Annotated in this window: 35 protein-coding genes; 19 read left to right on the top strand and 16 right to left on the bottom strand. The window is 32.9% G+C overall.

The window, feature by feature from the left end; translation table 11 throughout:
- Positions 1–46: 46 nt before the first annotated feature.
- Positions 47–472 carry a bifunctional nuclease family protein gene (locus tag C5F50_RS05920; protein WP_179372734.1) on the bottom strand — a complete coding sequence of 142 codons (426 nt, stop codon included), beginning with the start codon at positions 470–472 and terminating at the stop codon, positions 47–49.
- A 152-nt stretch (positions 473–624) separates the two neighbouring features.
- Between C5F50_RS05920 and C5F50_RS05915 the strand changes: the two genes are divergently transcribed.
- The 5 genes from C5F50_RS05915 to C5F50_RS05895 all read left to right on the top strand — a co-directional run bounded on the left by C5F50_RS05915 (position 625) and on the right by C5F50_RS05895 (position 4,720).
- A complete protein-coding gene (locus C5F50_RS05915) occupies positions 625–2,439 on the top strand; it encodes a potassium transporter TrkG (protein WP_179372733.1) in 1,815 nt (604 codons plus the stop codon).
- A 176-nt stretch (positions 2,440–2,615) separates the two neighbouring features.
- Positions 2,616–3,032, top strand: coding sequence for a universal stress protein (locus C5F50_RS05910; RefSeq protein WP_179372732.1), 417 nt, complete (start codon positions 2,616–2,618; stop codon positions 3,030–3,032).
- Between the two features lie 34 nt (positions 3,033–3,066).
- The gene (locus C5F50_RS05905) at positions 3,067–3,222 is read left to right on the top strand and encodes a hypothetical protein (protein ID WP_179372731.1); all 156 of its coding nucleotides are present in this window, start codon (positions 3,067–3,069) and stop codon (positions 3,220–3,222) included.
- A 151-nt stretch (positions 3,223–3,373) separates the two neighbouring features.
- Positions 3,374–3,589 (top strand): hypothetical protein, encoded by a 216-nt coding sequence (locus C5F50_RS05900; protein ID WP_179372730.1) that lies wholly within the window; start codon positions 3,374–3,376, stop codon positions 3,587–3,589.
- A gap of 300 nt (positions 3,590–3,889) precedes the next feature.
- Entirely contained in the window at positions 3,890–4,720 is an 831-nt protein-coding gene (locus tag C5F50_RS05895) for a hypothetical protein (protein ID WP_179372729.1), read from the top strand.
- Here the strand turns inward: C5F50_RS05895 and C5F50_RS05890 are convergent.
- Positions 4,710–4,964 (bottom strand): hypothetical protein, encoded by a 255-nt coding sequence (locus C5F50_RS05890; protein WP_179372728.1) that lies wholly within the window; start codon positions 4,962–4,964, stop codon positions 4,710–4,712. The two genes, C5F50_RS05895 and C5F50_RS05890, sit on opposite strands and share 11 nt — an antisense overlap.
- A gap of 11 nt (positions 4,965–4,975) precedes the next feature.
- On the opposite strand from C5F50_RS05890, the gene C5F50_RS05885 reads away from it, so the two are divergent.
- Both C5F50_RS05885 and C5F50_RS05880 read left to right on the top strand, forming a co-directional pair.
- The gene (locus C5F50_RS05885; protein ID WP_246282185.1) at positions 4,976–5,275 is read left to right on the top strand and encodes a hypothetical protein; all 300 of its coding nucleotides are present in this window, start codon (positions 4,976–4,978) and stop codon (positions 5,273–5,275) included.
- A 14-nt stretch (positions 5,276–5,289) separates the two neighbouring features.
- On the top strand, positions 5,290–5,856 hold the full coding sequence (locus C5F50_RS05880; RefSeq protein ID WP_179372727.1) for a hypothetical protein: 567 nt from the start codon (positions 5,290–5,292) through the stop codon (positions 5,854–5,856).
- On the opposite strand, the gene C5F50_RS05875 is transcribed toward C5F50_RS05880, so the two are convergent.
- A complete protein-coding gene (locus C5F50_RS05875) occupies positions 5,849–6,124 on the bottom strand; it encodes a DUF5615 family PIN-like protein (protein ID WP_179372726.1) in 276 nt (91 codons plus the stop codon). The two genes, C5F50_RS05880 and C5F50_RS05875, sit on opposite strands and share 8 nt — an antisense overlap.
- 85 nt (positions 6,125–6,209) lie before the next feature.
- Here C5F50_RS05875 and C5F50_RS05870 point away from each other — a divergent pair, with 85 nt between their 5' ends.
- Together C5F50_RS05870 and C5F50_RS05865 are read left to right on the top strand one after the other, a co-directional pair.
- Entirely contained in the window at positions 6,210–6,443 is a 234-nt protein-coding gene (locus C5F50_RS05870; protein ID WP_179372725.1) for a hypothetical protein, read from the top strand.
- Positions 6,427–6,633 (top strand): hypothetical protein, encoded by a 207-nt coding sequence (locus tag C5F50_RS05865; protein WP_179372724.1) that lies wholly within the window; start codon positions 6,427–6,429, stop codon positions 6,631–6,633. The genes C5F50_RS05870 and C5F50_RS05865 overlap by 17 nt, the downstream gene beginning before the upstream one ends.
- Here C5F50_RS05865 and C5F50_RS05860 read toward each other — a convergent pair.
- Together C5F50_RS05860 and C5F50_RS05855 are read right to left on the bottom strand one after the other, a co-directional pair.
- Entirely contained in the window at positions 6,623–6,976 is a 354-nt protein-coding gene (locus tag C5F50_RS05860; RefSeq protein ID WP_179372723.1) for a hypothetical protein, read from the bottom strand. The genes C5F50_RS05865 and C5F50_RS05860 overlap by 11 nt on opposite strands.
- Before the next feature lie 29 nt (positions 6,977–7,005).
- The gene (locus C5F50_RS05855) at positions 7,006–7,386 is read right to left on the bottom strand and encodes a DUF6659 family protein (RefSeq protein ID WP_179372722.1); all 381 of its coding nucleotides are present in this window, start codon (positions 7,384–7,386) and stop codon (positions 7,006–7,008) included.
- 101 nt (positions 7,387–7,487) lie between these two features.
- Between C5F50_RS05855 and C5F50_RS05850 the strand changes: the two genes are divergently transcribed.
- Positions 7,488–8,105: an O-methyltransferase gene (locus C5F50_RS05850; protein ID WP_179372721.1), complete on the top strand. Its 618-nt coding sequence runs from the start codon at positions 7,488–7,490 to the stop codon at positions 8,103–8,105.
- A gap of 506 nt (positions 8,106–8,611) precedes the next feature.
- Here C5F50_RS05850 and C5F50_RS13225 read toward each other — a convergent pair.
- Positions 8,612–8,746 (bottom strand): hypothetical protein, encoded by a 135-nt coding sequence (locus tag C5F50_RS13225; RefSeq protein ID WP_280924477.1) that lies wholly within the window; start codon positions 8,744–8,746, stop codon positions 8,612–8,614.
- Positions 8,747–8,911: 165 nt separating this feature from the next.
- Between C5F50_RS13225 and C5F50_RS05845 the strand changes: the two genes are divergently transcribed.
- Both C5F50_RS05845 and C5F50_RS05840 read left to right on the top strand, forming a co-directional pair.
- Positions 8,912–9,136, top strand: a complete 225-nt coding sequence (locus C5F50_RS05845; protein ID WP_179372720.1) for a hypothetical protein — start codon at positions 8,912–8,914, stop codon at positions 9,134–9,136.
- Positions 9,137–9,233: 97 nt separating this feature from the next.
- Positions 9,234–9,656 carry a hypothetical protein gene (locus C5F50_RS05840; protein ID WP_179372719.1) on the top strand — a complete coding sequence of 141 codons (423 nt, stop codon included), beginning with the start codon at positions 9,234–9,236 and terminating at the stop codon, positions 9,654–9,656.
- Positions 9,657–9,927: 271 nt separating this feature from the next.
- Here the strand turns inward: C5F50_RS05840 and C5F50_RS05835 are convergent, their stop codons facing one another.
- From C5F50_RS05835 to C5F50_RS05825, 3 genes are all read right to left on the bottom strand, one after another.
- Complete coding sequence (locus C5F50_RS05835; RefSeq protein ID WP_179372718.1) at positions 9,928–10,464, bottom strand: hypothetical protein; 537 nt, start codon at positions 10,462–10,464, stop codon at positions 9,928–9,930.
- A gap of 504 nt (positions 10,465–10,968) precedes the next feature.
- The gene (locus tag C5F50_RS05830) at positions 10,969–11,109 is read right to left on the bottom strand and encodes a ribbon-helix-helix domain-containing protein (protein ID WP_179372717.1); all 141 of its coding nucleotides are present in this window, start codon (positions 11,107–11,109) and stop codon (positions 10,969–10,971) included.
- A 385-nt stretch (positions 11,110–11,494) separates the two neighbouring features.
- Positions 11,495–11,635, bottom strand: a complete 141-nt coding sequence (locus tag C5F50_RS05825; protein ID WP_179372716.1) for a ribbon-helix-helix domain-containing protein — start codon at positions 11,633–11,635, stop codon at positions 11,495–11,497.
- Between the two features lie 146 nt (positions 11,636–11,781).
- Between C5F50_RS05825 and C5F50_RS05820 the strand changes: the two genes are divergently transcribed.
- The 4 genes from C5F50_RS05820 to C5F50_RS05805 all read left to right on the top strand — a co-directional run bounded on the left by C5F50_RS05820 (position 11,782) and on the right by C5F50_RS05805 (position 13,041).
- Positions 11,782–11,982 carry a hypothetical protein gene (locus C5F50_RS05820; RefSeq protein ID WP_179372715.1) on the top strand — a complete coding sequence of 67 codons (201 nt, stop codon included), beginning with the start codon at positions 11,782–11,784 and terminating at the stop codon, positions 11,980–11,982.
- Between the two features lie 106 nt (positions 11,983–12,088).
- Entirely contained in the window at positions 12,089–12,247 is a 159-nt protein-coding gene (locus C5F50_RS05815; RefSeq protein ID WP_179372714.1) for a hypothetical protein, read from the top strand.
- Between the two features lie 233 nt (positions 12,248–12,480).
- Entirely contained in the window at positions 12,481–12,714 is a 234-nt protein-coding gene (locus C5F50_RS05810) for a hypothetical protein (RefSeq protein WP_179372713.1), read from the top strand.
- Between the two features lie 27 nt (positions 12,715–12,741).
- Entirely contained in the window at positions 12,742–13,041 is a 300-nt protein-coding gene (locus C5F50_RS05805; protein WP_179372712.1) for a hypothetical protein, read from the top strand.
- A 154-nt stretch (positions 13,042–13,195) separates the two neighbouring features.
- Here the strand turns inward: C5F50_RS05805 and C5F50_RS05800 are convergent, their stop codons facing one another.
- From C5F50_RS05800 to C5F50_RS05790, 3 genes are read right to left on the bottom strand one after another with little or no spacing between them, the layout of a single operon-like run.
- The gene (locus C5F50_RS05800; RefSeq protein ID WP_179372711.1) at positions 13,196–13,426 is read right to left on the bottom strand and encodes a hypothetical protein; all 231 of its coding nucleotides are present in this window, start codon (positions 13,424–13,426) and stop codon (positions 13,196–13,198) included.
- Between the two features lie 37 nt (positions 13,427–13,463).
- Positions 13,464–13,691 carry a hypothetical protein gene (locus C5F50_RS05795; protein WP_179372710.1) on the bottom strand — a complete coding sequence of 76 codons (228 nt, stop codon included), beginning with the start codon at positions 13,689–13,691 and terminating at the stop codon, positions 13,464–13,466.
- 42 nt (positions 13,692–13,733) lie between these two features.
- Entirely contained in the window at positions 13,734–14,312 is a 579-nt protein-coding gene (locus C5F50_RS05790) for a hypothetical protein (RefSeq protein WP_179372709.1), read from the bottom strand.
- Between the two features lie 206 nt (positions 14,313–14,518).
- Here C5F50_RS05790 and C5F50_RS05785 point away from each other — a divergent pair, with 206 nt between their 5' ends.
- A complete protein-coding gene (locus C5F50_RS05785; protein WP_179372708.1) occupies positions 14,519–15,793 on the top strand; it encodes an ABC transporter substrate-binding protein in 1,275 nt (424 codons plus the stop codon).
- On the opposite strand, the gene C5F50_RS05780 is transcribed toward C5F50_RS05785, so the two are convergent.
- Together C5F50_RS05780 and C5F50_RS05775 are read right to left on the bottom strand one after the other, a co-directional pair.
- Positions 15,786–16,517, bottom strand: coding sequence for an ABC transporter ATP-binding protein (locus C5F50_RS05780; protein ID WP_179372707.1), 732 nt, complete (start codon positions 16,515–16,517; stop codon positions 15,786–15,788). The two genes, C5F50_RS05785 and C5F50_RS05780, sit on opposite strands and share 8 nt — an antisense overlap.
- Positions 16,518–17,273 carry an ABC transporter ATP-binding protein gene (locus tag C5F50_RS05775; protein WP_179372706.1) on the bottom strand — a complete coding sequence of 252 codons (756 nt, stop codon included), beginning with the start codon at positions 17,271–17,273 and terminating at the stop codon, positions 16,518–16,520.
- A 53-nt stretch (positions 17,274–17,326) separates the two neighbouring features.
- On the opposite strand from C5F50_RS05775, the gene C5F50_RS05770 reads away from it, so the two are divergent.
- Positions 17,327–18,253, top strand: coding sequence for a branched-chain amino acid ABC transporter permease (locus tag C5F50_RS05770; RefSeq protein WP_179372705.1), 927 nt, complete (start codon positions 17,327–17,329; stop codon positions 18,251–18,253).
- Positions 18,237–19,304 carry a branched-chain amino acid ABC transporter permease gene (locus C5F50_RS05765; protein WP_179372704.1) on the top strand — a complete coding sequence of 356 codons (1,068 nt, stop codon included), beginning with the start codon at positions 18,237–18,239 and terminating at the stop codon, positions 19,302–19,304. Before C5F50_RS05770 ends, C5F50_RS05765 begins: the two co-directional genes overlap by 17 nt.
- Before the next feature lie 128 nt (positions 19,305–19,432).
- Here the strand turns inward: C5F50_RS05765 and C5F50_RS05760 are convergent, their stop codons facing one another.
- Together C5F50_RS05760 and C5F50_RS05755 are read right to left on the bottom strand one after the other, a co-directional pair.
- Positions 19,433–19,591 (bottom strand): hypothetical protein, encoded by a 159-nt coding sequence (locus C5F50_RS05760; protein WP_179372703.1) that lies wholly within the window; start codon positions 19,589–19,591, stop codon positions 19,433–19,435.
- A gap of 54 nt (positions 19,592–19,645) precedes the next feature.
- Positions 19,646–20,140 carry a hydrolase gene (locus C5F50_RS05755; protein ID WP_179372702.1) on the bottom strand — a complete coding sequence of 165 codons (495 nt, stop codon included), beginning with the start codon at positions 20,138–20,140 and terminating at the stop codon, positions 19,646–19,648.
- Positions 20,141–20,190: the final 50 nt, after the last annotated feature.

Raw genomic sequence — 20,190 nt, 5'->3', positions numbered from 1 at the left:
ATACGCTATGAATAAAACTATTCTAATTATGGGAAAATTACAGAATTTATGCTTCCATGCTTTCTTTTAGGAGATTTTTTCTAACAAGTATAGGAATGTTGTAAAATGCTCCTAGGGCCATGGCATCAGATGCTCGATAATTTCGTAATACAAGATCTTTTTTGCCTGTAAAATACAGGTTTGCACGTAAAACTTCGCCGCTTTCATAAATTTTTACTTTAACTAAAACCAATTCATTTTCTTCACAGATCTCCTCAATCATCTTGTAGATTGATGGTGCAGATTCTCCATCAGTGTCACTAAAACTTGAGATATGTCTAGCAACTTCGCCAGAAAATGCCCTCATATGAAATTCTTTTCCACTATCAGCTTTTAGAACAACCATTCCTTCAACGGCATATGGGTCAACGAATCCAACATAATCAATTTTCACAGATTCATAATCAGGCTCTTGTGCTTGATCAATTTCCATCGTATTACGCATAAACTACCGATTTAGTGCTTATAAAGATAGCAAATTTTTCAGATCAAGAATCAAGAAGATCAATTACAAATTATTTTTATACGATCAAGAATCGTGCCTAACCCCAAATTATTTAAAATCAACAGCAGTGGATAAGCTTAATGTCGACAAATCCAGAGCGTGCTGTATCGTATGTTCTAAGCAAGTCTGTTACAAAATACATGGACCAGGATGTCCTCATACTCAGTATGAATACTCAAACTAGAGAAGCAGCTAGGATGTTACGACATTACGAAACAGATGACATTATTGTTACTGATGAAAATAATCTTCCAGTGGGAATTGTGACGGATGAAGACATTCTAAAAAAAGTCAGCGATGTCACAGTTTACGCCGAGGCCACCAGACTAAAAGACATCATGACAACCCCACTGATTACAATTAATGAAAAATCAACATTGCAGGATGCACTGCACAAAATGCGAGATAATGGCATTAGAAAATTGCCGGTTCTATCAAAGAAAAACATGGTAATTGGCATGATCTTTCAGACAGCGATTGCAAATGTAATTCGAGATGCCACAGCTACACCACCTCGTCTTTTGAGTCCCCCAGTAAAAGCAATTCTTGGGAATCTGGGTTTTGTGTTACAATTTGCCGGAGTGTTATTACTTGTACCAGCTATCCTTGCAACAGTTTTAGAAGATACAGTGATTGCTACTGGGATTTATCTGACCACAGTTCTTTTGCTTGTAACAGGATTCTTTCTGAACTCTTATGGAGAAAAGTCAAGTCTTAATCTTCAGCAGGCATCAATTCTGGTATTTGCTAGCCTATTTCTATTAACTTTGTTTGGCACAGTTCCATATCTGTATGTACTACCAAGTCATGAAACTAGTATTGAAGCATTTTCAAATGCATTCTTTTCAAGTGCGGCAGGATTTACAACTGGGGGGATATCATTGTTTCAAGAACCAGAAAACTTGTCTCAGAGCTTTACATTTTTCCGTAGCTACACACAGCTTGTGGGAGGAATGAGTTTCATATATTTGGTAATTACAGCATTTTATCCAGAGTCAAAATTACAGTCGATGCGGGGTTTTATTTCAGGTAGAACACTTCATATGAAAGAACTATTTCTTACCATCACAGTCATATTTTCTATTTACATTGTTATTGTTGCAACACTATTGTATGTTTTTGGAGAAGGGGACATTATTGATAATTTCTCATTGGCGATGAGTACACTTGCAACTGGAGGATTTTTACCAACATCTACAATTCTTGACGGTTTACTTTGGCAAGAACATCTAATTCTAATGGGTGGAATGATTCTAGGAGCATTACCATTTACATTTCACTATGCATTTGTTAGAAAAAAATTCTTGTCCCCAAAACTTGGAAAAGAAGTACTAACATATTTTGCAATTTTAGGTAGTGCCACAATCTTATTCATTTCAATAAGTGGATTAGATCCATTACAAAGTGCATTTTATTCTGTTTCAGCCAGTACTACTGCAGGACTTCAACAAGAGAGCCTTGCAGGACTTAATGGAGGAGCACACACCATATTGATAATTTTGATGTTCATTGGAGGATGTGGATTTTCAACAGCAGGAGGTCTGAAGATTTTTAGATTATTGCATTTGAGACACATCAGATCTTTGCTAAACAAAGTAAAAAGAGCAGAATTAACAACAGAGACAAAAAAAGAAATCATATCAACTCTGATCATATTAGCGTTATTTCCAATAATTTCTGCAATTACAGGAATACATCTTGCTGAAAGTGAACAAGTATCATATCAGGATGCATTCTTTGAAGCTGCAGGAGTAATTACTACAGGAGGATTATCAGCAGGAGTTATTGATTTGGATACAGATCCTGCAACAAAAATCGTCCTTGGATTTTTAATGATATTTGGAAGATTGGAAATCATTGCAATAATTTACATATTTGTGCCTAAACTTAGTTAAAAAATTATTATTTTTGGTTTATCGGAGATTGTTTTTCGCCATCAATTGTAATTGCTTTTCCATCATGAACAAATATTTTTTGATTGGGTTTATTTCAAACTTGTTCACATTAGAATAGATATTCAAGATGGGAATAACATCTAATCTTAATATTGAACTGCTTTAGGGATTAGCATATGGATCTTAACAGAATTCTAGTACCACTAGATGGTTCAAAAAAATCCTTCGAAGCCCTAGACAGAGCAATTACTCTAGCAGGATTTACACATGGACAAATAACATGCATTCATGTAATCCCACACGTAATAGAAGGAGGTCCCAGAACAAAAGCATTTGATAAACAACTTGTAGAAGATGCAAAAATTCTTTTGAGAAAAGCAGAAAAGCGTGCAGGAAACAAGAATGTAAAATTCATCACAAAGATTCTCAGAGGATCACCAAGTTATGTTACATTACATACAGCAAAGGCTGGAAAATTTGATCATATTGTAATGAGTACTACAGGTTCAGGTTCGGCATCAAAAGACATGATTGGAAGTGTATCAAATCATGTACTTCAAAAATCCAAAATTCCCGTATATCTAATTAAATAATTGAGAGGGAATTAATTGTCTGATTTGATTTTGATTGCGAAAAATCCACACAATTGAAGCAAATGTATTATTATCCTATGTTATTTCAGTACTAATCAAAAATAACACAAGTAGACTAATTGTAACGGATGAAAATTTTCCAGTAGAGATGGGAACTGAAAAAGACATTGGTTTGCCTCATCATTTGTAGAAACTCCAGGGCATAGTTGGAATAATAACAAAAACAAACATTGCAGAGCATTATATTAAAAAAAATTCCTGGAAAACATAGGGTTGAGAAGATTATGACAATTTCATACATTCAATGAACTCCGATGATTCTCTAAGAAATAGTGTCAAAAATGATTGAAAACAAGATTTCAAGAGTATTCTTAAAAAACAAGAATAATGAGCTAGAAGAGATTCGGACATTTCTGGATTTATTTCATGTTGTATTAGAACAAGGAAACTCTGATGCGGTTCTAGATAATTCAGATGGCGCAGTATCTATTGTCTTTACAAGAAAGAGATTTTTTCTGAATCAGGCTTTGAAAACACTGTTCAAGCAAAGGATGTAATGACTAAACCTTTTGAATCTGTTAATTTTGAGGAAGATCTTATTGTAGCATGCGAGACAATGGTATAAAATAGAATCAATGGCATAGATGTTAGAATTAATGGGAAATTAGGTGTTGGGGCATAATTAGCAAAACAAATGTCTTAAAAGCAATTTACATTGAAAACGAACCAAAATAATTTTCATAGATATTTGGATTGAAGCAACCCATATTTCGTGACTACATACCAAAGACAAATCAAAGATTCAGTAAGAAAACAAATTGGATAGGATTTAATTTCATTAAATCTGATCAGAGATTATGGATGAGCAGCTAGAAAAAAGTGTGAATAAGGGGAAAAAGCTAATCACATTAGGATTTGTAACAATAGCCATACTGTTTTTGATCTATTCAAGATATCAAGATCCAGAATTACTTACTCCTGCTGCAATTGATTCAATACAAAGAATAGCTTATGGGTTTTACATTACTTTAGTTACTGCATTTGGTGCCATTGCTTTTGGATTGTATCGATATCATAAAGGAAAAGTCAATGCAAATCAAAAAGATCTATCAACAATTATCGCATTAACCACCTGGAATTCAAAATCACGTAGAATTTTTGTTGCCATATTTATCGGATACGGCATATTCTTCTCACTAGTTTCAGGAACGCTGGTATATCAACCAGAGGTTAATTTTGCAATTCATTATGGCGCAACAATTCCATCAGGGTTTATTGCACCATGCTGTGATGGTCCAGGATACATGCCAAAAATTATAGTGTATTTAACAGAACATGTAGGATTACAAATTATTCCAATAAATTTAGTTTTACAGGTGATTGTATCATATCTAGTTGGATTGAATGGAGCAATTGCTGTAAGCGCATACAACATTTCAAAGAAAGGTAGAGGAATGAGCACCATAGGGGCAGCAACGGGATTATTCATTGCGTGTCCAACATGTGCAGGAACGTTTTTGTCAATTTTTGTTGGAACCGCAAGTGGAATAGCACTATCAATCGCGTTAACTCAAATGCAGACATTTTTCATTGCAATTTCAATTCCAGTTTTAATCATCACGCCATATGTAATGGCAAAAAAATTACAAAATCCAGATGGCAGTTGTAAAATGGATCCTAAGAAATGAATTTCTTGACTTCAGGGATTTTGTGATTTCCAATATCATAGCCGTCACGTCTTAGAAACTTTAGTGTGAGTTTGTATAATAGCTCATCATGATCCACTTTTTCTAAAATTTCAGTCCACAAAACTCGTCCTTTTTCTTCAATGTATTTTTTGAAATCAGGATTCATGGATTCTGCTATCTCTTTGCACTCATCAAATATTTTTCCATTTTTATAAGCACGAACGCGGCGATCACAACTATCCATACCCAGTAGATGTGAAAATTCTAAATAAACCTAGTTTGCCTGAATTCAAACAAATACTAGATGAAGAATCAGGAAATATGGGAATAGAGTCACCTTCAGAATATGTTGATTTTTTTATAAATCTCAACATGGGGGGAAATGTTAGTTTGTTGAGTTTTATTAATAATGAAAAAAATGTACTCAAAAAAAATTTAGAATTGAAAAGTATTGACAAAGAACCAATCAAAAAAGGAATAGAAATTTTGGAATTATTAATAAGAGAGATTAATGAGATTGGGGAAAAATCAGTGCTAGGAAAATATCAAAAATAATCCTGGGAGAAATTATGGATAAAGATTCACAGATTATCAGAACAGAGATCATCAGAATTCTCAATGAAAACGGGAAAATTCGAGGCACTGAACTTGCCAAGAGGGTAATTGAGAAGATGGGAAATGAGAAAATTGTTTACAGAGAAATCAGTGCACTAGTAGAAGCAGGAGAAATAGAGAAAAAAGTCCATAGTAGATCTCACATAGAATATGAATTGATAAATCTATACGAATCAGTAAACAATCAACTGAAAAGTTTACATAAAGAAATTGAAACAGTTTTTGAAGAAATAAAAAATTTCAACACCATTAGTAATGAAGAAAAATTTTCATTCCATGAACGACTGAGGGCCATCATCCACTTGATACACATTGTGCAATCAACAGATGGAATAATGAAGTTACTATCATACTATCCAGCATTTAAAAAAGATAAGATGTTCTCGCAGGTAAACAGAAAGATTGAGGATTGTTGGAAAATAATTATGGACGATATTGCACATCAGCCAGAGGATGATTTTCTAAATGAGATTCTTGCAAACTTGAGAATATCACAAATGGATTCAAATAATGTCAACTGAAATTTTTTAGTTTTTCTATGATTACTTTGAGAATCTCATCATCATCAAGGAGAATCAATGGAAAATCGTTTTCCTCACTTGCCTTACGAAATTCTGTATCTTTTGTTACTATGATCATGTCATTTTCACGAGCATAGTTAATTATGGAATAATCAGAGCCAAGTTTTTTTCCTGTAATCTGCAGTTTTCGCACACTTTGAACATCATACCCCAAATCTTTTAGTCGTTCATCCATGCCATCTAGATTTTCATCAACTAGAATTTTCATATTATTTGATAATTTAAATTCAATATTAGTGTAAATGTGAATTAAATGATCAAGTACTTATTTTCAATTAAACCAATAATTTTTCATGGATGTAAAAAAAGAGGACAGATCAGAGGAGTCAAAGAAAAACCATATTGCATATTACAGATCTTTGACTGAAGTTATTTCAAATATTCAAAAAGAAAAAGAGCAAGAGAGAGAGCAGGCCATCAAAGAACACCTAGATAATAGAATTGACGCAATGGAAAAAGACAGAAAGCGAATAAGAGAGATGTTTCCAGAGATTAAAGAAGAGGAATGGGATGGTAACGCCAACTGAAAAAAACCACAACAAGCACTTAGACTTGCTCCAGGACTATAAAATACACCTAATAAAATACATTGAAGAATTAGAAAAATTAGACAAACAGTCAGAATTTGCAAAAAAATGGAATGAGACTACCATAAAAGAAAGAAGGCAGGAAGTTCAGGTTGTTGACAAAATTTTAAAAAATTTGATTAGATTCTAGCATGATATTTTTGAGTTAAATCATAAAGACAGTTACAAAAATCATCTACATGTTCAGGAGATACACCATCAAACCATGCTAGTTCTTTATCTATACTGAAATTTAGAATATTCGGTGAGGATTTTATAAAAATCATTTCATTTTTGAATAGTTGTACGATTTCTTCTTGTTCTTTTTTTGTCAGTTCATAGTTGCAAGTAATCAAATCAATTTGAACATAATAATTTCCATGATTAGGATTTGTTCTTGCCTTGATGAAAGGTTTGTTTAGTTGCCGGCATTCTTTGTAATGTTTGTCATATTCAAACATTTTAGAATCGCCAAGATATTTGTGAAAGGTCATAGTTTTTGAGATGGAATGCAGAGTTAACTCTAAAGATCTGCAGTGATTTTCTTTATTCGTGTAATTAATCTAATTTTTGTATCTATTGGCATTTCAGGTTCCATTGTAAAATATACAATATTTCTTTTTGTGTAAATAACCATTTGAGATACTTTTTCTCTTTCAACATGGACGTATCTCACTTTACCAAGAGAACGATCAAACTCTTTTCTCATTGATCTTCTTTGGGCAACTTGTTTGCAGAAATGTTCTTCCTCGTGTTGGGTTTTAAGACTAGTTTTTCCTGTTTTCATAATTGCCTCTCTGATGTTACCCTTTGGATCAATTATAGCAGCAAACCTCATTTTGGAATCTAAATTAAGAATTTTCTGAACAACATCTAAAAGATCAGGTTTTTTTGCAGATACCATATAAAATGAAAAATATTTTTACTAAATATAAGCTATCAAAACGTTTCAGGAAAGACAATACACAAAATCATAGTTATATTCATTTGAGAATATGTCAATACATGAAGGATTCTATTCTTAATGTTCTTAATGAATTAGAAGTACAATCATCGCTTGAAAAATCAAGAAAAGTCAATGTTTTGCCAGAAAATAGGATGCTTGCAATAACAAAAGAAACAGGGGAACTATTAAACATGATTTTACGCCTAAAAAAGGCAAAAAATATGCTTGAAATAGGCACATCAGTAGGCTATTCTACAATATGGTGTGCTGAAGCGATTTTAGAACAATCAGGAAAAATCATAACAGTAGAGCACAATCCAACCAAAATTAAGAGAGCAAAAGAAAATTTTCTAAAGGTAGAGATTCAAGATACAATCCTCATTAAAGAAGGAAATGCAATAGACATCATAAAGGAGTTTAGCAAACAAGAAAAATATAGAAATTTTTTTGATTTTGTTTTAATTGACGCAGATAAGGAAAATATCATTGAATATTTTGATTTAATTTTTCCAATGGTTTCTATTCAAGGAGTCATCATCACAGACAATATGTTGTATCCGGAAAAATATAGGGAGAATATGAAGGAATTTTCAAATTATTTGAAAGCAAATCCAGATCTTCAGACCATTACATCAAATATTGGAAATGGTGAAGAGATCACAATTAAAATAAAATAACTATTTTTTCTCTTTTTTAAGTTTCTTTGTTACAGATTTTTTTGTAGAAGTTTTGCCATATTAGGGAGTTTCAAGAGATTTTAGTTTTTTGTTTTTATCACTAATTTGTTTTTTAATTTTTTCTTGTTGTTTTAATTTTTGATTTTTAATTTTTTGCACAATTTTTTGTTTAGATTCTGCAGAAATTTCTTTTGGAGGGAAACAATATTTGGTAGTGTCCCTATTGCTTTTTAGGTTTAATTTGTTGGATTTGAGTTGAGAAATTTAATGCAGATTCTAAATACACAATGCCCAAATGATAGAAAGATTTGTTATTTTTAATCACATCACAGAGGAGTCATAATCTTTCAAGATCCCCCCCCCCCCGTTCCCAGAATCAATTATCTGTTTAATTTTAGTGAGCAGTTCATTTTCTCCAGTAGTAACATCATCTTCAAGTGAAAATGATGAATTTAACTTGCTTTCCAGACATACTTGATCTGAGGAGTATAGAGATCGATTATTTTTTAGATATTCAAGTATGTGGTTAGCCTACCGACATCACCATTATCAGTGTCAGTTAGAAATTCTACTTTTTCAATTGTTTCTGTCAAGGTCAATTGTTTCAAATTATCTGGTACCTTTTTGATTATTTTTGACATACTTTGGCAAAGATGACTGTAAAAAAATCACACGTACAGGAATTTTAGATGATTTAGATCAAAACAAAGAACAGGCAATAATAATCATTAATGATGAGAAATCCAATTTAAAAGAGCAGCACTGTAACTATTTCCGTTTATTAATTAGAAAAAAACACTTTAGATATGAAAACAGGATTTCCAGTAATAATTATTGGAATAGTCATGTTTGCTTCTGGACTAGTAATGTTTTACTCTATAGAATTAGGTCAGACTGATCCTTTTTTGAGATTGATTAAAAATATTGGAACATTTATTGGACTTGCAGGAATGGGCGTAACTTTAGCTGGTATTTTGCTAAACTTGATCAGTAAAAGTAAACAACCCATACAAGAGAATTTTGATGTTTAAACAACAAATAATTTCTCCTAATCATCATAACTAAAAAATGACATATATCTAAATTCCACAACTAAATTATAATATTCAAAATTCAGAATATTGAGAAATGTCAGGAAAATTTTGGATTGGTGCCATCTATTTGAAAGATGAAGGAGGTTATGAAATAATTATTAAGTCATTGAAACATTATAGAAACAGGCTAAAAACCATCGGCAATAGTCCGGAGCTAAAAGATGCCGCTGCAATGTTTTCATCAGTCCTAAATCAGCAAGCAATGAAAACAATTCCCATAATTGATGAAACAATACAAAAAATTCAAAATAATTTATCAGACATTCAATCAATTACAAAATTAAAGGAAGGTATCCCATTTTTAGAAAAAGCATTGTCTTGCTATGAGACAGATATAAAAAAAGCACAAGATACAGGACACGAATATTTCGTCAAACTTGTAGGAAATATGGTTGAAGCAAGAGACGATCTAAATACCATTAAAATTGCATTACGTAAAATAAAACAGTTTGAGTAAACTATCCATCCTCAAATATGCCTATAGCAATTATTTGTCATTTATTATACGACAACATGTCAAAGGATAATCTAAAATGCCTGAAACATGGTAAGTCATAAAGAAGTTTGACGAGAACCGTTCAATGAAAAATTCAAAACAAGATTAAAAAAAATTCTCGTCTCATTTGAAGTAGGGCACACATTTAGACTTTCTGCATATGCCAAAGATCACATTAACGAACTTGTCAAAAATTCCAATGATTATCAAAATTCCAGTTTTGATTTTCATCTCAAGGTTCTACTATGCAAACACCATTTCCAATATCTCGTGTTCCAGGTCCACAATCGGTAGTTTGGGGATATGAAAATACATCAATGCCATTAAGACAATCAACTTTTGCAATAAAATCTACTGCACCTGATCCTTGAACACCTCTGTGAATGTCACGATCACTGCCAGGATTTGTAATTTGACAATTAACATTCACATTTACTTTGGAACGATAATTATCATAGTCGATATTTAATCGAATTTCATTAAAGTTTGTGTAATTATACATGACTAATTCCAGCCTACCTTCACCCTTGTTCCAACTCTCAAAACTCTCAGTGGCATCTGGATATTTTTCTTTAAAGACGACATAAGCAGGATCTGTGTAAAACATTTCCTTGAGTTCTTCTTCTGTCAAGCTATTGCCTAATGCCCTATCCCAATCTCGTGCAGAATTTTCAATGATGTGTGGAAGTATTGAATACAAAAATAGTGCAAAGATAGTCACACCTATTCCAATTGCTAGGTAAATTGCTATCTTTGGTAGTTTTTCCATGCTTGTAATAATGCACAGAATAAGAAGCCCTTAAAGTATTCGAATCTATGATATGTGCAAGTCCATACAGATTTGATCTGATCATGTTTGGGCATATTTTCACGAAATATTATTTCAGGATCAGGTTTTTTTACAAGTTTACTTACAAATGAACCACTAAACATATACGAATGAAGAATCGTATAAGATTTGATTAAGAAATTTTGTTATTTTTCTTTATTTTTTTCGCTGTAATCTTTTACAAAATCACAATTTGAGATTTTTTCAGTGAACCCTGTTCATAGAAAACTAGCAACATTTTTTCTACCACTTGTCAGATTACAGCATCTATTTATTTTATATCACTAATTTTGCTCTTCATTTATTGACCTCATAACTTATTATTTTCTAATTTTTGACCATTTAAAACAGTACTGATGTGTTCTATGAATAACATGGATCAGTGCATAGTACAATTTTTGTTATAATGTACTGGTAATGCTACAATCAAATGAGGTTATGAATCTATGAAGATGTTTCCTTTAACTCATTCAGGGCATACTCAAAACCATGGGATCTACTGGCATATTTTTTCTTCTTAATTTGGGAATCTAACCACACCAGTAAATCATTATCAATTGTAACACTGACCTTCTCTTTTCCCAATTTTAACACCTGTTTTGACCATTTTTTAGAGCATATAGGTCATAATCAATAATCATACCTAGTCGGATATAGTAAGATACTTAAACAAGAACGGGATAATATCCTATAGAGTAGTATTATGGAGTATTTAACAAGACAAAAAATATTTAAAAACTATGTCAGAGTGCGGTATGTGCGACAGCAAGGATCCAGTAAAAAGTCTCAAAAACCACATCATTTTAAATCATTTTCAAATGGAACGATCCCAATAATTATTAACAGATCATAATATGAGAATAATACTTTGGCAAGAATAAGATGCAAAATTTGCGGCGTAACATTGAAGGGCGAAGGTTTCTTGGCAAGGCATTACAAGACCGTGCATAAAAATGAGAAGATAAATTTGCTAGAGTGACTTTGTTAGCACCAAATTAATTACTTTTGAGAAACTGACATTAGCATTTTTATTTTTTATTATCTTTGCCTGCAAGAGTCGGAGTTTTTTCAATGTGTCATCATCAAGAACAACTGTAATTCTTTTTGCCATCACAAATAATACATCTTTTCTGAATTTACACCATCTGTGAATTCAGAGTTTTATTTGTTTAGGTGCAGCGTCTAGTCAAAATAGATACAGCGATCAAAAATTAATTTTCACTCACAGGGATAAATCAAAACTACTAATTATAAAACATGAAAAAATCAACACAGCAAACAATAGAAAGCCCAATACCAGAAAAACCAATACAGTATAGATTGAGACAAGCAAGCTGCATCACAGTAGAGTCTGCAATCAGAAACAAGGTAAATCTGAACATATCGTGGTATGATGTTCACGGTGAAGAGCAGAGTCAAAAATATTCCATATCAGCAGGTTCAGTAATAGAATTATAAAATCAAACTTTTTTTCTTTTTTTATTATACTCACACAGCTTATCATATTAGACAAAAATTGTAACAATCCACAAATATCTCAAAATAATTCAAAGCGCGATAATTCATGCCACAGACAAAACCAATGGCAAGTATTGAAAACGTTGTGGCATCAGCTACAATTGGACAGGAATTGGATCTTGATGACATTCAAAAGAAATTTCCCAAGGTAGAGTACAACCCACAAACCCCCCCCCCCCAATTCAAACCTGTATGGATTCATTAAAGATTAGTATACTTTATGAACTCCACACTAATTAATTTCAATTACTCATGGTTTGGTATCTCATAATAATCCCTATTGCTGTAGCACTAATCGTCAAATTGGTAATTCCATACATCAAAAAAAACTATATTGAGGATACCAAGATTTGTGGGATTTGCAGTACTAAATATAACAAAAAATTAAGCGGATGTCCTCGATGTGGTGTTGGCAACAAATAGAAACATAGAGAAAAAATGATTGATTTTAAAACAAATCTGCGTAAAAGAATAATTTACATCATTATCGGCATTGTCGTATCATATCTTGGTGTTATTCCGTTGAGTTTGCTTTTCTATCAATTACAATCTAGAGAATTATCTGATCCTGTAGCTACCTATCTATTCTATGAGAGTTTTAGAATTGGAATTATGATTTTATTTTTGTATTTTGCATTTGTCCATGTCAAACCATCATTTATTCCCACATAAAAAAGATACAAGAAACTGATCATATTTGTGATATTGCTAATTGCAACTTTGACTGTTTTATTGCCTAGCGGGTATGTGGTCCCTCAATTGGAACAAGGTGCGTGCATTACAAAATCTGGAAGTTACAATGATGAGGGTAATTTTAGGGGTTCATCTTCGCAAGAAATGAGTAATGAATTGAATTGTGTTGAAAGTTGTATTTTTTCAGGCAAGTTTAACACTCGAGAAGATAAATTCTGTGAGTTTAAAGGAATGTTTGGAAAAACATATTGGTTAAAAACGCCTGATGATTTTGATACTCCTGTATTTGGAGAAATTATAAAATGAAAAGTAGACTTTTGTTTTATATTATAAGAGTAAAAATCCAATTTTTTGTCTAAAAATTGCCATTAGGGGCATTTCACGTAGTATGTTGTCTAAATTATTTACAAATACTTTAGGTCAAATAGTTCCCTCAAACAAAACAATTTTCAGAATAATATTACAATCCCTGCAAATACCAATCCAAATAGGGCATTAATGCTTTGCACTGTTTCTTTTTTTCAGATTCAACATCCAGTTCCAAAATCTTTTGAATTTTACCCTGGAGATATTCAGTTGTTAAATTACTTTTAAATTCAGGCATTATTTTATCTAGAATTTCAAGAATTTGCTCAGTAGATGCATTCTCAAAATCATTAATCACCCTAGTGACTTGTTCTTTTAATGTCATAAAATTATTTTAAAAATCCCATTATTATTTTATACATCTAGAGTATATCTTCATCATCCCAAGTAAGACGAAATCTTCCAGTTACTCTAAACATATGGAGTTTCCCCCCTTCCTTAAAATTTAGTTTGTATGATTTATGCGATGAATCCTCAATATCTAAACTTACACTATCTTTGAGAGTCTGAAAAATAATAGGGTTGTTAGAAATTTGCTTCCATTCATTTTCGTCAAAATCAAGATAGAATTTAGTGTAGAGCAATCCCATAATGACTATGTCATCTACCCGAATAAATAACTAGATGAAATTCTATTTATTCAATGAATTTTGAGGTAACATAAATCCCAAATAACTCACCATTGCAGGAAAAATGATCTCAGAATCACGGTCATTTCTCACTATTTCAAATACCTTGTGAATTAATTGTTGTATTGCCAGATGCTCATCCTTGTACAATGTTTTGTTAGGATTTTTACCAGCATCCAAAATTGTGAATCCATTGTCAGTTTGCAGCAGATTTCTCAATAGAGAATTGGCGATGTTTATTTTTTCATCAATGTCTTTATGAAGATAATCCGTATCTAATCTCTTAATTTGAGACTTTATATCATGAAAATAGTTGGTCGTATTTCTCTCAACTTGATGTTGTGATTTTGATTCATAATTATTTGAAGGGTGATAAAATTTCATGTTTGCTTTTGTCAGAACTGTAATGATTGCTTTATCAATTAGTGAATCACGTGTTTTCTCAAATGTTGTTTTTGCCATAAATTCTGGAACAATTAACTTCATCAAGGCATTATGATGTAAATCAGGATAATTCCTGATGGTCTCAAGAACTATCCTCTCACGCTCATATGTTTTTAGATTAGGCTCATATTGACTCATTTTATCTAGGTCGACCTATATTATACAGGTCATCTATTAATCAGTATCGATTTTGATTTTACGGCAGAATCATCCATCACCATTAAATACAAATTTTGAGAGATAAATCACCTAACATATGTGGGATTTGATGAGAAATCATCAATATTCCACAATAATCACATGTTGGAAGATTTAACAATCACTTACCTCAACTCTTTGCAGACATGAGTTCAGGTAAAAAAATAGGAATTGGCATTGTGGGAATTTTAATTGTAATCAGTATCGTTTATGGGGTATTAGGAACAGATTCAGGAAATGCACCATCAGATACAACAGAGCAGACATCTGTGGATGTAGACACAGTTGGCTTGTCAGGGGAAGTAACAATTGGATTAATTCTTCCACTTACAGGGGATTTGGCAACTCATGGTGAAGAAAATTGGGAGGGTTCAAAGCTCGGAGTGGTTGATTTCAATAAACACTTGGAAGAAATTGGAGCGCCATGGCATCTCAAAATGGTATCAGAGGATTCAGCAACCAATCCAGTTATCGCATTAGAAAAATTATCATCATTAAATGCTAAAGGAATAGGAATTGTAGTTGGACCTGAAACAAGTTCAAACATTAGAAACATCAAAGGATATTCAGATTCCAATAATATGTTACTTGTTAGTTGTTGTTCTTCTGCTCCAGCATTAGCTATACCAAATGACAGTGTATTTCGTTTAGTTCCTGATGACTCAAATCAAGGTACAGCGCTTGGAAAGTTAATCCAACATGAAGAAATTCAAATGTTGATTCCGGTTTGGAGAGGAGATACTTGGGGAGATGGTCTAAAAGAAGCTACAGCAAATTCATTTACTAAAAGAGGAGGCCAAGTAGATGAAGGAATACGTTATAATCCTGAATCACCGGAATTTTCAGCATCTACTTCATTGTTAGCTAAAAAAGTCCAAGAATATGTAGATGAGTATGGGGAAGACAAAGTTGGAATTTTATTTTTAGGATTTGCAGAAATTTTACAGTTTACCCAATCAGCATCAGAACATGAAATCTTGGATAAAGTTAGATGGTTTGGACCCGGTGCCAATACAAAAGAACACAAATTAATTGACGATCCAATAGGATTAGAGTTTTCAACTAACGTACAATTTACAACAGTTCAAGTTGCAGCATCGAAAAATCCCACATATGAGAGGGTGCAAGCACATCTGACAGAAACACTAGGTAAAACACCTAACACATTTGTTCACTCCTCCTATGACGCAGTATGGATAATTGGGTTAGCAATGCTTGAAACTCAAAGTACTGATGTCAGCACCATTAAATCCAAAATCCCAGAAATTGCAGAAAATTATAGTGGGGCAATAGGTTCCACAAAATTAAATGCTGCAGGAGATTTAGCTCAAGCAAATTATGAAATATGGGGGATCAGAGGAGGAGAATGGATTCTGTTAGGACAGTATACTCAAAGTGAGGATTCAATTTCATTTAATTAATTCCCAAGTATAATTTACCTAGTTCAGGATGAGAAAGTAGTTCTTCGGATTTTCCTTTAAAGACACCTTTACCATTTGCTAAAAGATAGACATAATCACCCATCTTTAATGCTCGTTTAACGTTTTGCTCAACAAGAATGATAGTAATTCCAAAATCATCTCTCATCTGTTTTATTTTAGACAATACTTCATCGGCTAGTTTTGGAGAAAGGCTAGCTGTGGGTTCATCAAAGAGCATGACTTTGGGTTGCCTGATTAACGCCATTGCCATTGCAAGCATCTGACGTTCACCTCCACTAAGAGTATCCGCTTTTGATTTTTCATATTTTTTTAAAATAGGAAACATCTCAAAAATTTCAGGCAGTCTTGTTGATTGTTGTTTTGCATCAAGAGTATAGCTTGCCATTGTAAGATTTTCCTTTATGGTGAGATTTTTGAATACATTGTTTACTTGAGGGAGATACGCAATTTTTTTCCTGGCTACTTCATGTGGTGAAAGTCCGGCGATACTGATTCCTTGATAATTAATTTCTCCAGAATAAACATTGCACAAACCAAAAATACTTTTTAGCAAAGTACTTTTTCCGCTACCATTAGGACCAACAATTACTGTAATTTCTTTCTCTTTTGCTTCAAAGTCTACTCCAAAAAGAATATGACTATTTACATATCCTGAATTCAAGGCATTCACATGAATTGTTGAGTGGATTTGCTTTTGGGACATTTATTCTCCTAGATACGATTCGATAACTTCGGGATGTTTAATTACATCATCAGGATTTCCTTTTGCTATAATTTTGCCCCTATTCATTGCAAAGATATAATCTGCATACTGTAATGCTATGTCTAGTCGGTGCTCTACGATCAAAAAGGTAATTTTTTGTTTCTTACAAATTTTTGAAATTTTATCAAAAATCTCATGGGCCAATGTTGGATTTACACCTGCAATTGGTTCATCCATCAGTATCATTTGTACACCAGACATCATGGCACGACCTAATTCGAGAAGCTTTTGCTGACCGCCACTAAGATTCTGACTAAGGGTGTCTTTTTGAGACAATAGATTAACCAATTCCATTATCTCTAGTGCCTCATCGGTGATTTTTTCTTCATCATTTCTCCATTTAGATTTTAGTGCAGCATAAAGAAAAGATTCGCCAGAATTATTACTACTTGAGATAAGAAAATTTTCCAGAGTTGTAAGATTTGCAAATGGTTGTGGGACTTGCCAAGTTCTAACCAGGCCAGTCTTGAAAGTATCATAGAGTCCTTTTGATGTAATGTCATTTCCTTCAAAGACTATTTTACCAGAGTCGGGTTTCAATAATCCAGATATTACATTAATCAGGGTAGTTTTTCCACTACCGTTTGGTCCAATTAGTTGGTACAGTTTTCCTCGTTCTAATTCCATATCAATTCCATGAAGAACTGTTAGACCTCCAAAATTTTTTCTAATATCAGAAATTGATAAAATTATCATCAAAACAACAAAGGTATAAAGAAATTAAGGGTTTTCGATGTCATAGTGATGGTTTGACTATTGATCCTATATTCTCTGATGCAATAATATTTTCAAGTCTTTTAACTCTACTTGGTATTGGTCTCACACTAACATACATCACAACAAGAGTGCCTAATTTTGCTCATGCTTCATTTGCAACAATTGGAGTCTATATTGCACTTATTGTAACTCATGTTTGGGGTCTTGTACCATACATTGCAATACCAATATCTTTTGCAATATCTGGAATTGTGGCAGTTTTACTATATACATTCATTTTAAAACCATTGATTCGAAAAGGATCTTCTCAAGCAATTCAGATGATTGCCACACTAGCGTTTGATTTAGTGATGATTGCATTACTAAATATCACAGCAGATTACATAGTGAAAACATATCAGATTACATCCAGGGAATTTTCTCTACGTAGTTACGATATTGAGTTTATGGGATTGCCATTGATAGTTATTGTAGCTCCAATAACTATTGCAATTTTGGCAATAACACTACACATTATGTTAAGAAAAACAAAATTTGGCATTGCAATGAGAGCAGCAACTGAGAATTCAGATTTGGCAGAAACAGTTGGGATTAATGTAAAATTGATTTATGGAGTCTCATGGTTATTGGGAGGAGGTTTTGCAGGAATTGCAGGAGCTTTGATGTCATTGTGGTTTCAAGGAGATCCGAACCTTGGCCCACAGTTAATTCCTAGTGTATTTGCTGCAAGTATTTCAGGAGGATTTCTTTCCATTTATGGCGCAATAGCAGGAGGCATACTTGTAGGATTAACAGAGGTTCTAGGAACTAGATTTTTGGCGGGAGAATTTGGCGCATGGTTAATTGCATATCGTCCTTTAATTCCATTGATATTCATTGTAGTTACATTATTTTTGGCACCAAAGGGATTAGCTGGGATTAATTGGTCAAAGTTGAGGAGACATGGTTTTAGAAGCTGAAACTATTTTCATTGTAGATTTACTTGCAATTTTTGCAATCTATGTAATTGTAAATCTTAGTTTGAATATGGAATTTGGGTATACTGGAATTCCAAATTTTGGCAAAGTGTTAGCAGTGGGTGCAGGAGCATTTGTTGCAGCGTCAATTCCAGGCAGGATTTTTGCCAGTATTGCAGGAATAGAAGGAGATTACATTACAGATAATTTGTTAATAGTATCTCAGATCAATCTATGGTTAGTAGATAATGTTGGAATTGGTTTTGTAGTTTTCTTTTTAACATTAGGAATTGCTGCAGGTGTTGGAGGAGGAATCGGTTTACTTACATCATATCCTGCAATAAGATTACGTGGAGATTATTTGGCAATAACGCTATTAGCGTTTGGAGAAAGTATTAGAATCATTGGAAATAATTACACACCGTTAGTTGGTGGAACCCTAGGAGTACAAGTACCTGATCCTCTGTCATTTTTACCTAATGAACTGCGTTTTCCTATAGCAACAATTGGTTTGGTAGCAATTGCAGCAGTCATTTATGTGTATAGTGAAAGGATGATTCGCTCACCATTAGGAAGAATGCTTCGAGCAGTTAGAGATAATGAAGTGGCAGCAGAAGCTCTTGGAAAAAATTCCATGCAGATTAGAATTAAAGTAATAATGATCTCAGCTGCACTTGCTGCAATTGGCGGTGCATTATACGCGTTTTACGTTGGTGGTACAATTGCATTTGCGTATGACAGAGCAAGCTGGACGTTTTGGCCGTTTCTAATGATATTGATTGGAGGACTTGCAAACAACAAGGGTGTGTTGATTGGAACACTAGTTTTTGTAACACTACGAAAGTTCATCATTTTTTTCAAGGATTCTTTGGAAGGATTTGTGCCATTTGATGTTATTTGGCTTGACTTTTTGTTATTAGGGGCAATTTTACTTGCAATTTTGTTGTATCGCCCACAAGGAATTTTTGTAGAAAAACCAACTCCCACATTAGCAAATAAAACAGATGAGGAGCAATCTAAAATGAGGAAAATATTCAATTTATTTTTCAAATAATTAATTTATCAATTTTCAAATCATGCCTCAAAATAAAATCTAGATATTAGAATTCAGGTAATTTTTGTATCATTTTGGGCGATTATCAATTATTCATCACCAATGCATAATCGAGGAATAATGAGAATTTATTCTGGCATAAGTTGAAACGTATCTTGACCTAAAAGAACTATTTTCTCACAAGGCATATTTTTGACAAACCATTCTTCGGATTCTTGATTTCCAGTGATATCATGTCTGCCATTTTTTAGAATGATCTTGGAGTCTTTGAGAGAGTGATGCCCCATAACCTTGAAGCAGTTTTACGTTGTAATGATTTCTCTTTTCCTTTTGTGTCAAAATCAATCTAACTGGTGTTCTCGTACTATTTTCCATTCTTCAATACGTTCAGAAAATACCTGAATTCCAACCCCAGTTATTTTAAAACTATTTTTTATTTCAATGGTATCGGCTAGTCTTTGTTTTTCCCTAGTAGTCATTTCTTTGTAAATCAAGCTTGCATGAGGTTTGAGATCATACTTGGCAAATTGTGACAGATATTTTGTCAAGTTTTTGTTTATTTTTAGCATATTTTCATTGGAATTAAACTCAATAAACAAAGTCTTCCAGAAGTCATCTGAAAAAGAAATGGTATTTTTTTCAATGTTAAATGACTTGATACCCTTGATGCTATCCAAAATGATCTTGTCTAATTCTTCAAGTGAAGTATCAACTAATCCGTATACAGTTACATGAGGAGTAAAAAATGGTGATTTGTATTGGTTTGATAGTTTGGAAATGATTTGTGATAGGTATTCTTTGTCATTTTTTTCAAATAGAAGTAAAACTGCATACATAATTTTACAAATGATCTTTAATCAAAAAAGCATTACGACAACACAATCGG

The organism is Nitrosopumilus ureiphilus (assembly GCF_013407185.1).
Taxonomy (GTDB): Archaea; Thermoproteota; Nitrososphaeria; order Nitrososphaerales; family Nitrosopumilaceae; genus Nitrosopumilus; species Nitrosopumilus ureiphilus.
The sequence above is the reverse complement of the archived record's forward strand: the minus strand, read 5'-3'. Positions and strand labels throughout refer to the sequence as shown.

Coding starts and splice junctions, on each gene's coding strand:
- C5F50_RS05920 (WP_179372734.1), bottom strand. CDS start 472: ATGGAAATTGATCAAGCACAAGAGCCTGATTATGAATCTGTGAAAATT.
- C5F50_RS05915 (WP_179372733.1), top strand. CDS start 625: ATGTCGACAAATCCAGAGCGTGCTGTATCGTATGTTCTAAGCAAGTCT.
- C5F50_RS05910 (WP_179372732.1), top strand. CDS start 2,616: ATGGATCTTAACAGAATTCTAGTACCACTAGATGGTTCAAAAAAATCC.
- C5F50_RS05900 (WP_179372730.1), top strand. CDS start 3,374: ATGATTGAAAACAAGATTTCAAGAGTATTCTTAAAAAACAAGAATAAT.
- C5F50_RS05895 (WP_179372729.1), top strand. CDS start 3,890: ATGGATGAGCAGCTAGAAAAAAGTGTGAATAAGGGGAAAAAGCTAATC.
- C5F50_RS05890 (WP_179372728.1), bottom strand. CDS start 4,964: ATGGATAGTTGTGATCGCCGCGTTCGTGCTTATAAAAATGGAAAAATA.
- C5F50_RS05880 (WP_179372727.1), top strand. CDS start 5,290: ATGGATAAAGATTCACAGATTATCAGAACAGAGATCATCAGAATTCTC.
- C5F50_RS05875 (WP_179372726.1), bottom strand. CDS start 6,124: ATGAAAATTCTAGTTGATGAAAATCTAGATGGCATGGATGAACGACTA.
- C5F50_RS05870 (WP_179372725.1), top strand. CDS start 6,210: ATGGATGTAAAAAAAGAGGACAGATCAGAGGAGTCAAAGAAAAACCAT.
- C5F50_RS05865 (WP_179372724.1), top strand. CDS start 6,427: ATGGTAACGCCAACTGAAAAAAACCACAACAAGCACTTAGACTTGCTC.
- C5F50_RS05860 (WP_179372723.1), bottom strand. CDS start 6,976: ATGACCTTTCACAAATATCTTGGCGATTCTAAAATGTTTGAATATGAC.
- C5F50_RS05855 (WP_179372722.1), bottom strand. CDS start 7,386: ATGGTATCTGCAAAAAAACCTGATCTTTTAGATGTTGTTCAGAAAATT.
- C5F50_RS05850 (WP_179372721.1), top strand. CDS start 7,488: ATGAAGGATTCTATTCTTAATGTTCTTAATGAATTAGAAGTACAATCA.
- C5F50_RS13225 (WP_280924477.1), bottom strand. CDS start 8,746: ATGTCAAAAATAATCAAAAAGGTACCAGATAATTTGAAACAATTGACC.
- C5F50_RS05845 (WP_179372720.1), top strand. CDS start 8,912: ATGAAAACAGGATTTCCAGTAATAATTATTGGAATAGTCATGTTTGCT.
- C5F50_RS05840 (WP_179372719.1), top strand. CDS start 9,234: ATGTCAGGAAAATTTTGGATTGGTGCCATCTATTTGAAAGATGAAGGA.
- C5F50_RS05835 (WP_179372718.1), bottom strand. CDS start 10,464: ATGGAAAAACTACCAAAGATAGCAATTTACCTAGCAATTGGAATAGGT.
- C5F50_RS05825 (WP_179372716.1), bottom strand. CDS start 11,635: ATGGCAAAAAGAATTACAGTTGTTCTTGATGATGACACATTGAAAAAA.
- C5F50_RS05820 (WP_179372715.1), top strand. CDS start 11,782: ATGAAAAAATCAACACAGCAAACAATAGAAAGCCCAATACCAGAAAAA.
- C5F50_RS05815 (WP_179372714.1), top strand. CDS start 12,089: ATGCCACAGACAAAACCAATGGCAAGTATTGAAAACGTTGTGGCATCA.
- C5F50_RS05810 (WP_179372713.1), top strand. CDS start 12,481: ATGATTGATTTTAAAACAAATCTGCGTAAAAGAATAATTTACATCATT.
- C5F50_RS05800 (WP_179372711.1), bottom strand. CDS start 13,426: ATGACATTAAAAGAACAAGTCACTAGGGTGATTAATGATTTTGAGAAT.
- C5F50_RS05795 (WP_179372710.1), bottom strand. CDS start 13,691: ATGGGATTGCTCTACACTAAATTCTATCTTGATTTTGACGAAAATGAA.
- C5F50_RS05790 (WP_179372709.1), bottom strand. CDS start 14,312: ATGAGTCAATATGAGCCTAATCTAAAAACATATGAGCGTGAGAGGATA.
- C5F50_RS05785 (WP_179372708.1), top strand. CDS start 14,519: ATGAGTTCAGGTAAAAAAATAGGAATTGGCATTGTGGGAATTTTAATT.
- C5F50_RS05780 (WP_179372707.1), bottom strand. CDS start 16,517: ATGTCCCAAAAGCAAATCCACTCAACAATTCATGTGAATGCCTTGAAT.
- C5F50_RS05775 (WP_179372706.1), bottom strand. CDS start 17,273: ATGATAATTTTATCAATTTCTGATATTAGAAAAAATTTTGGAGGTCTA.
- C5F50_RS05765 (WP_179372704.1), top strand. CDS start 18,237: ATGGTTTTAGAAGCTGAAACTATTTTCATTGTAGATTTACTTGCAATT.
- C5F50_RS05760 (WP_179372703.1), bottom strand. CDS start 19,591: ATGGGGCATCACTCTCTCAAAGACTCCAAGATCATTCTAAAAAATGGC.
- C5F50_RS05755 (WP_179372702.1), bottom strand. CDS start 20,140: ATGTATGCAGTTTTACTTCTATTTGAAAAAAATGACAAAGAATACCTA.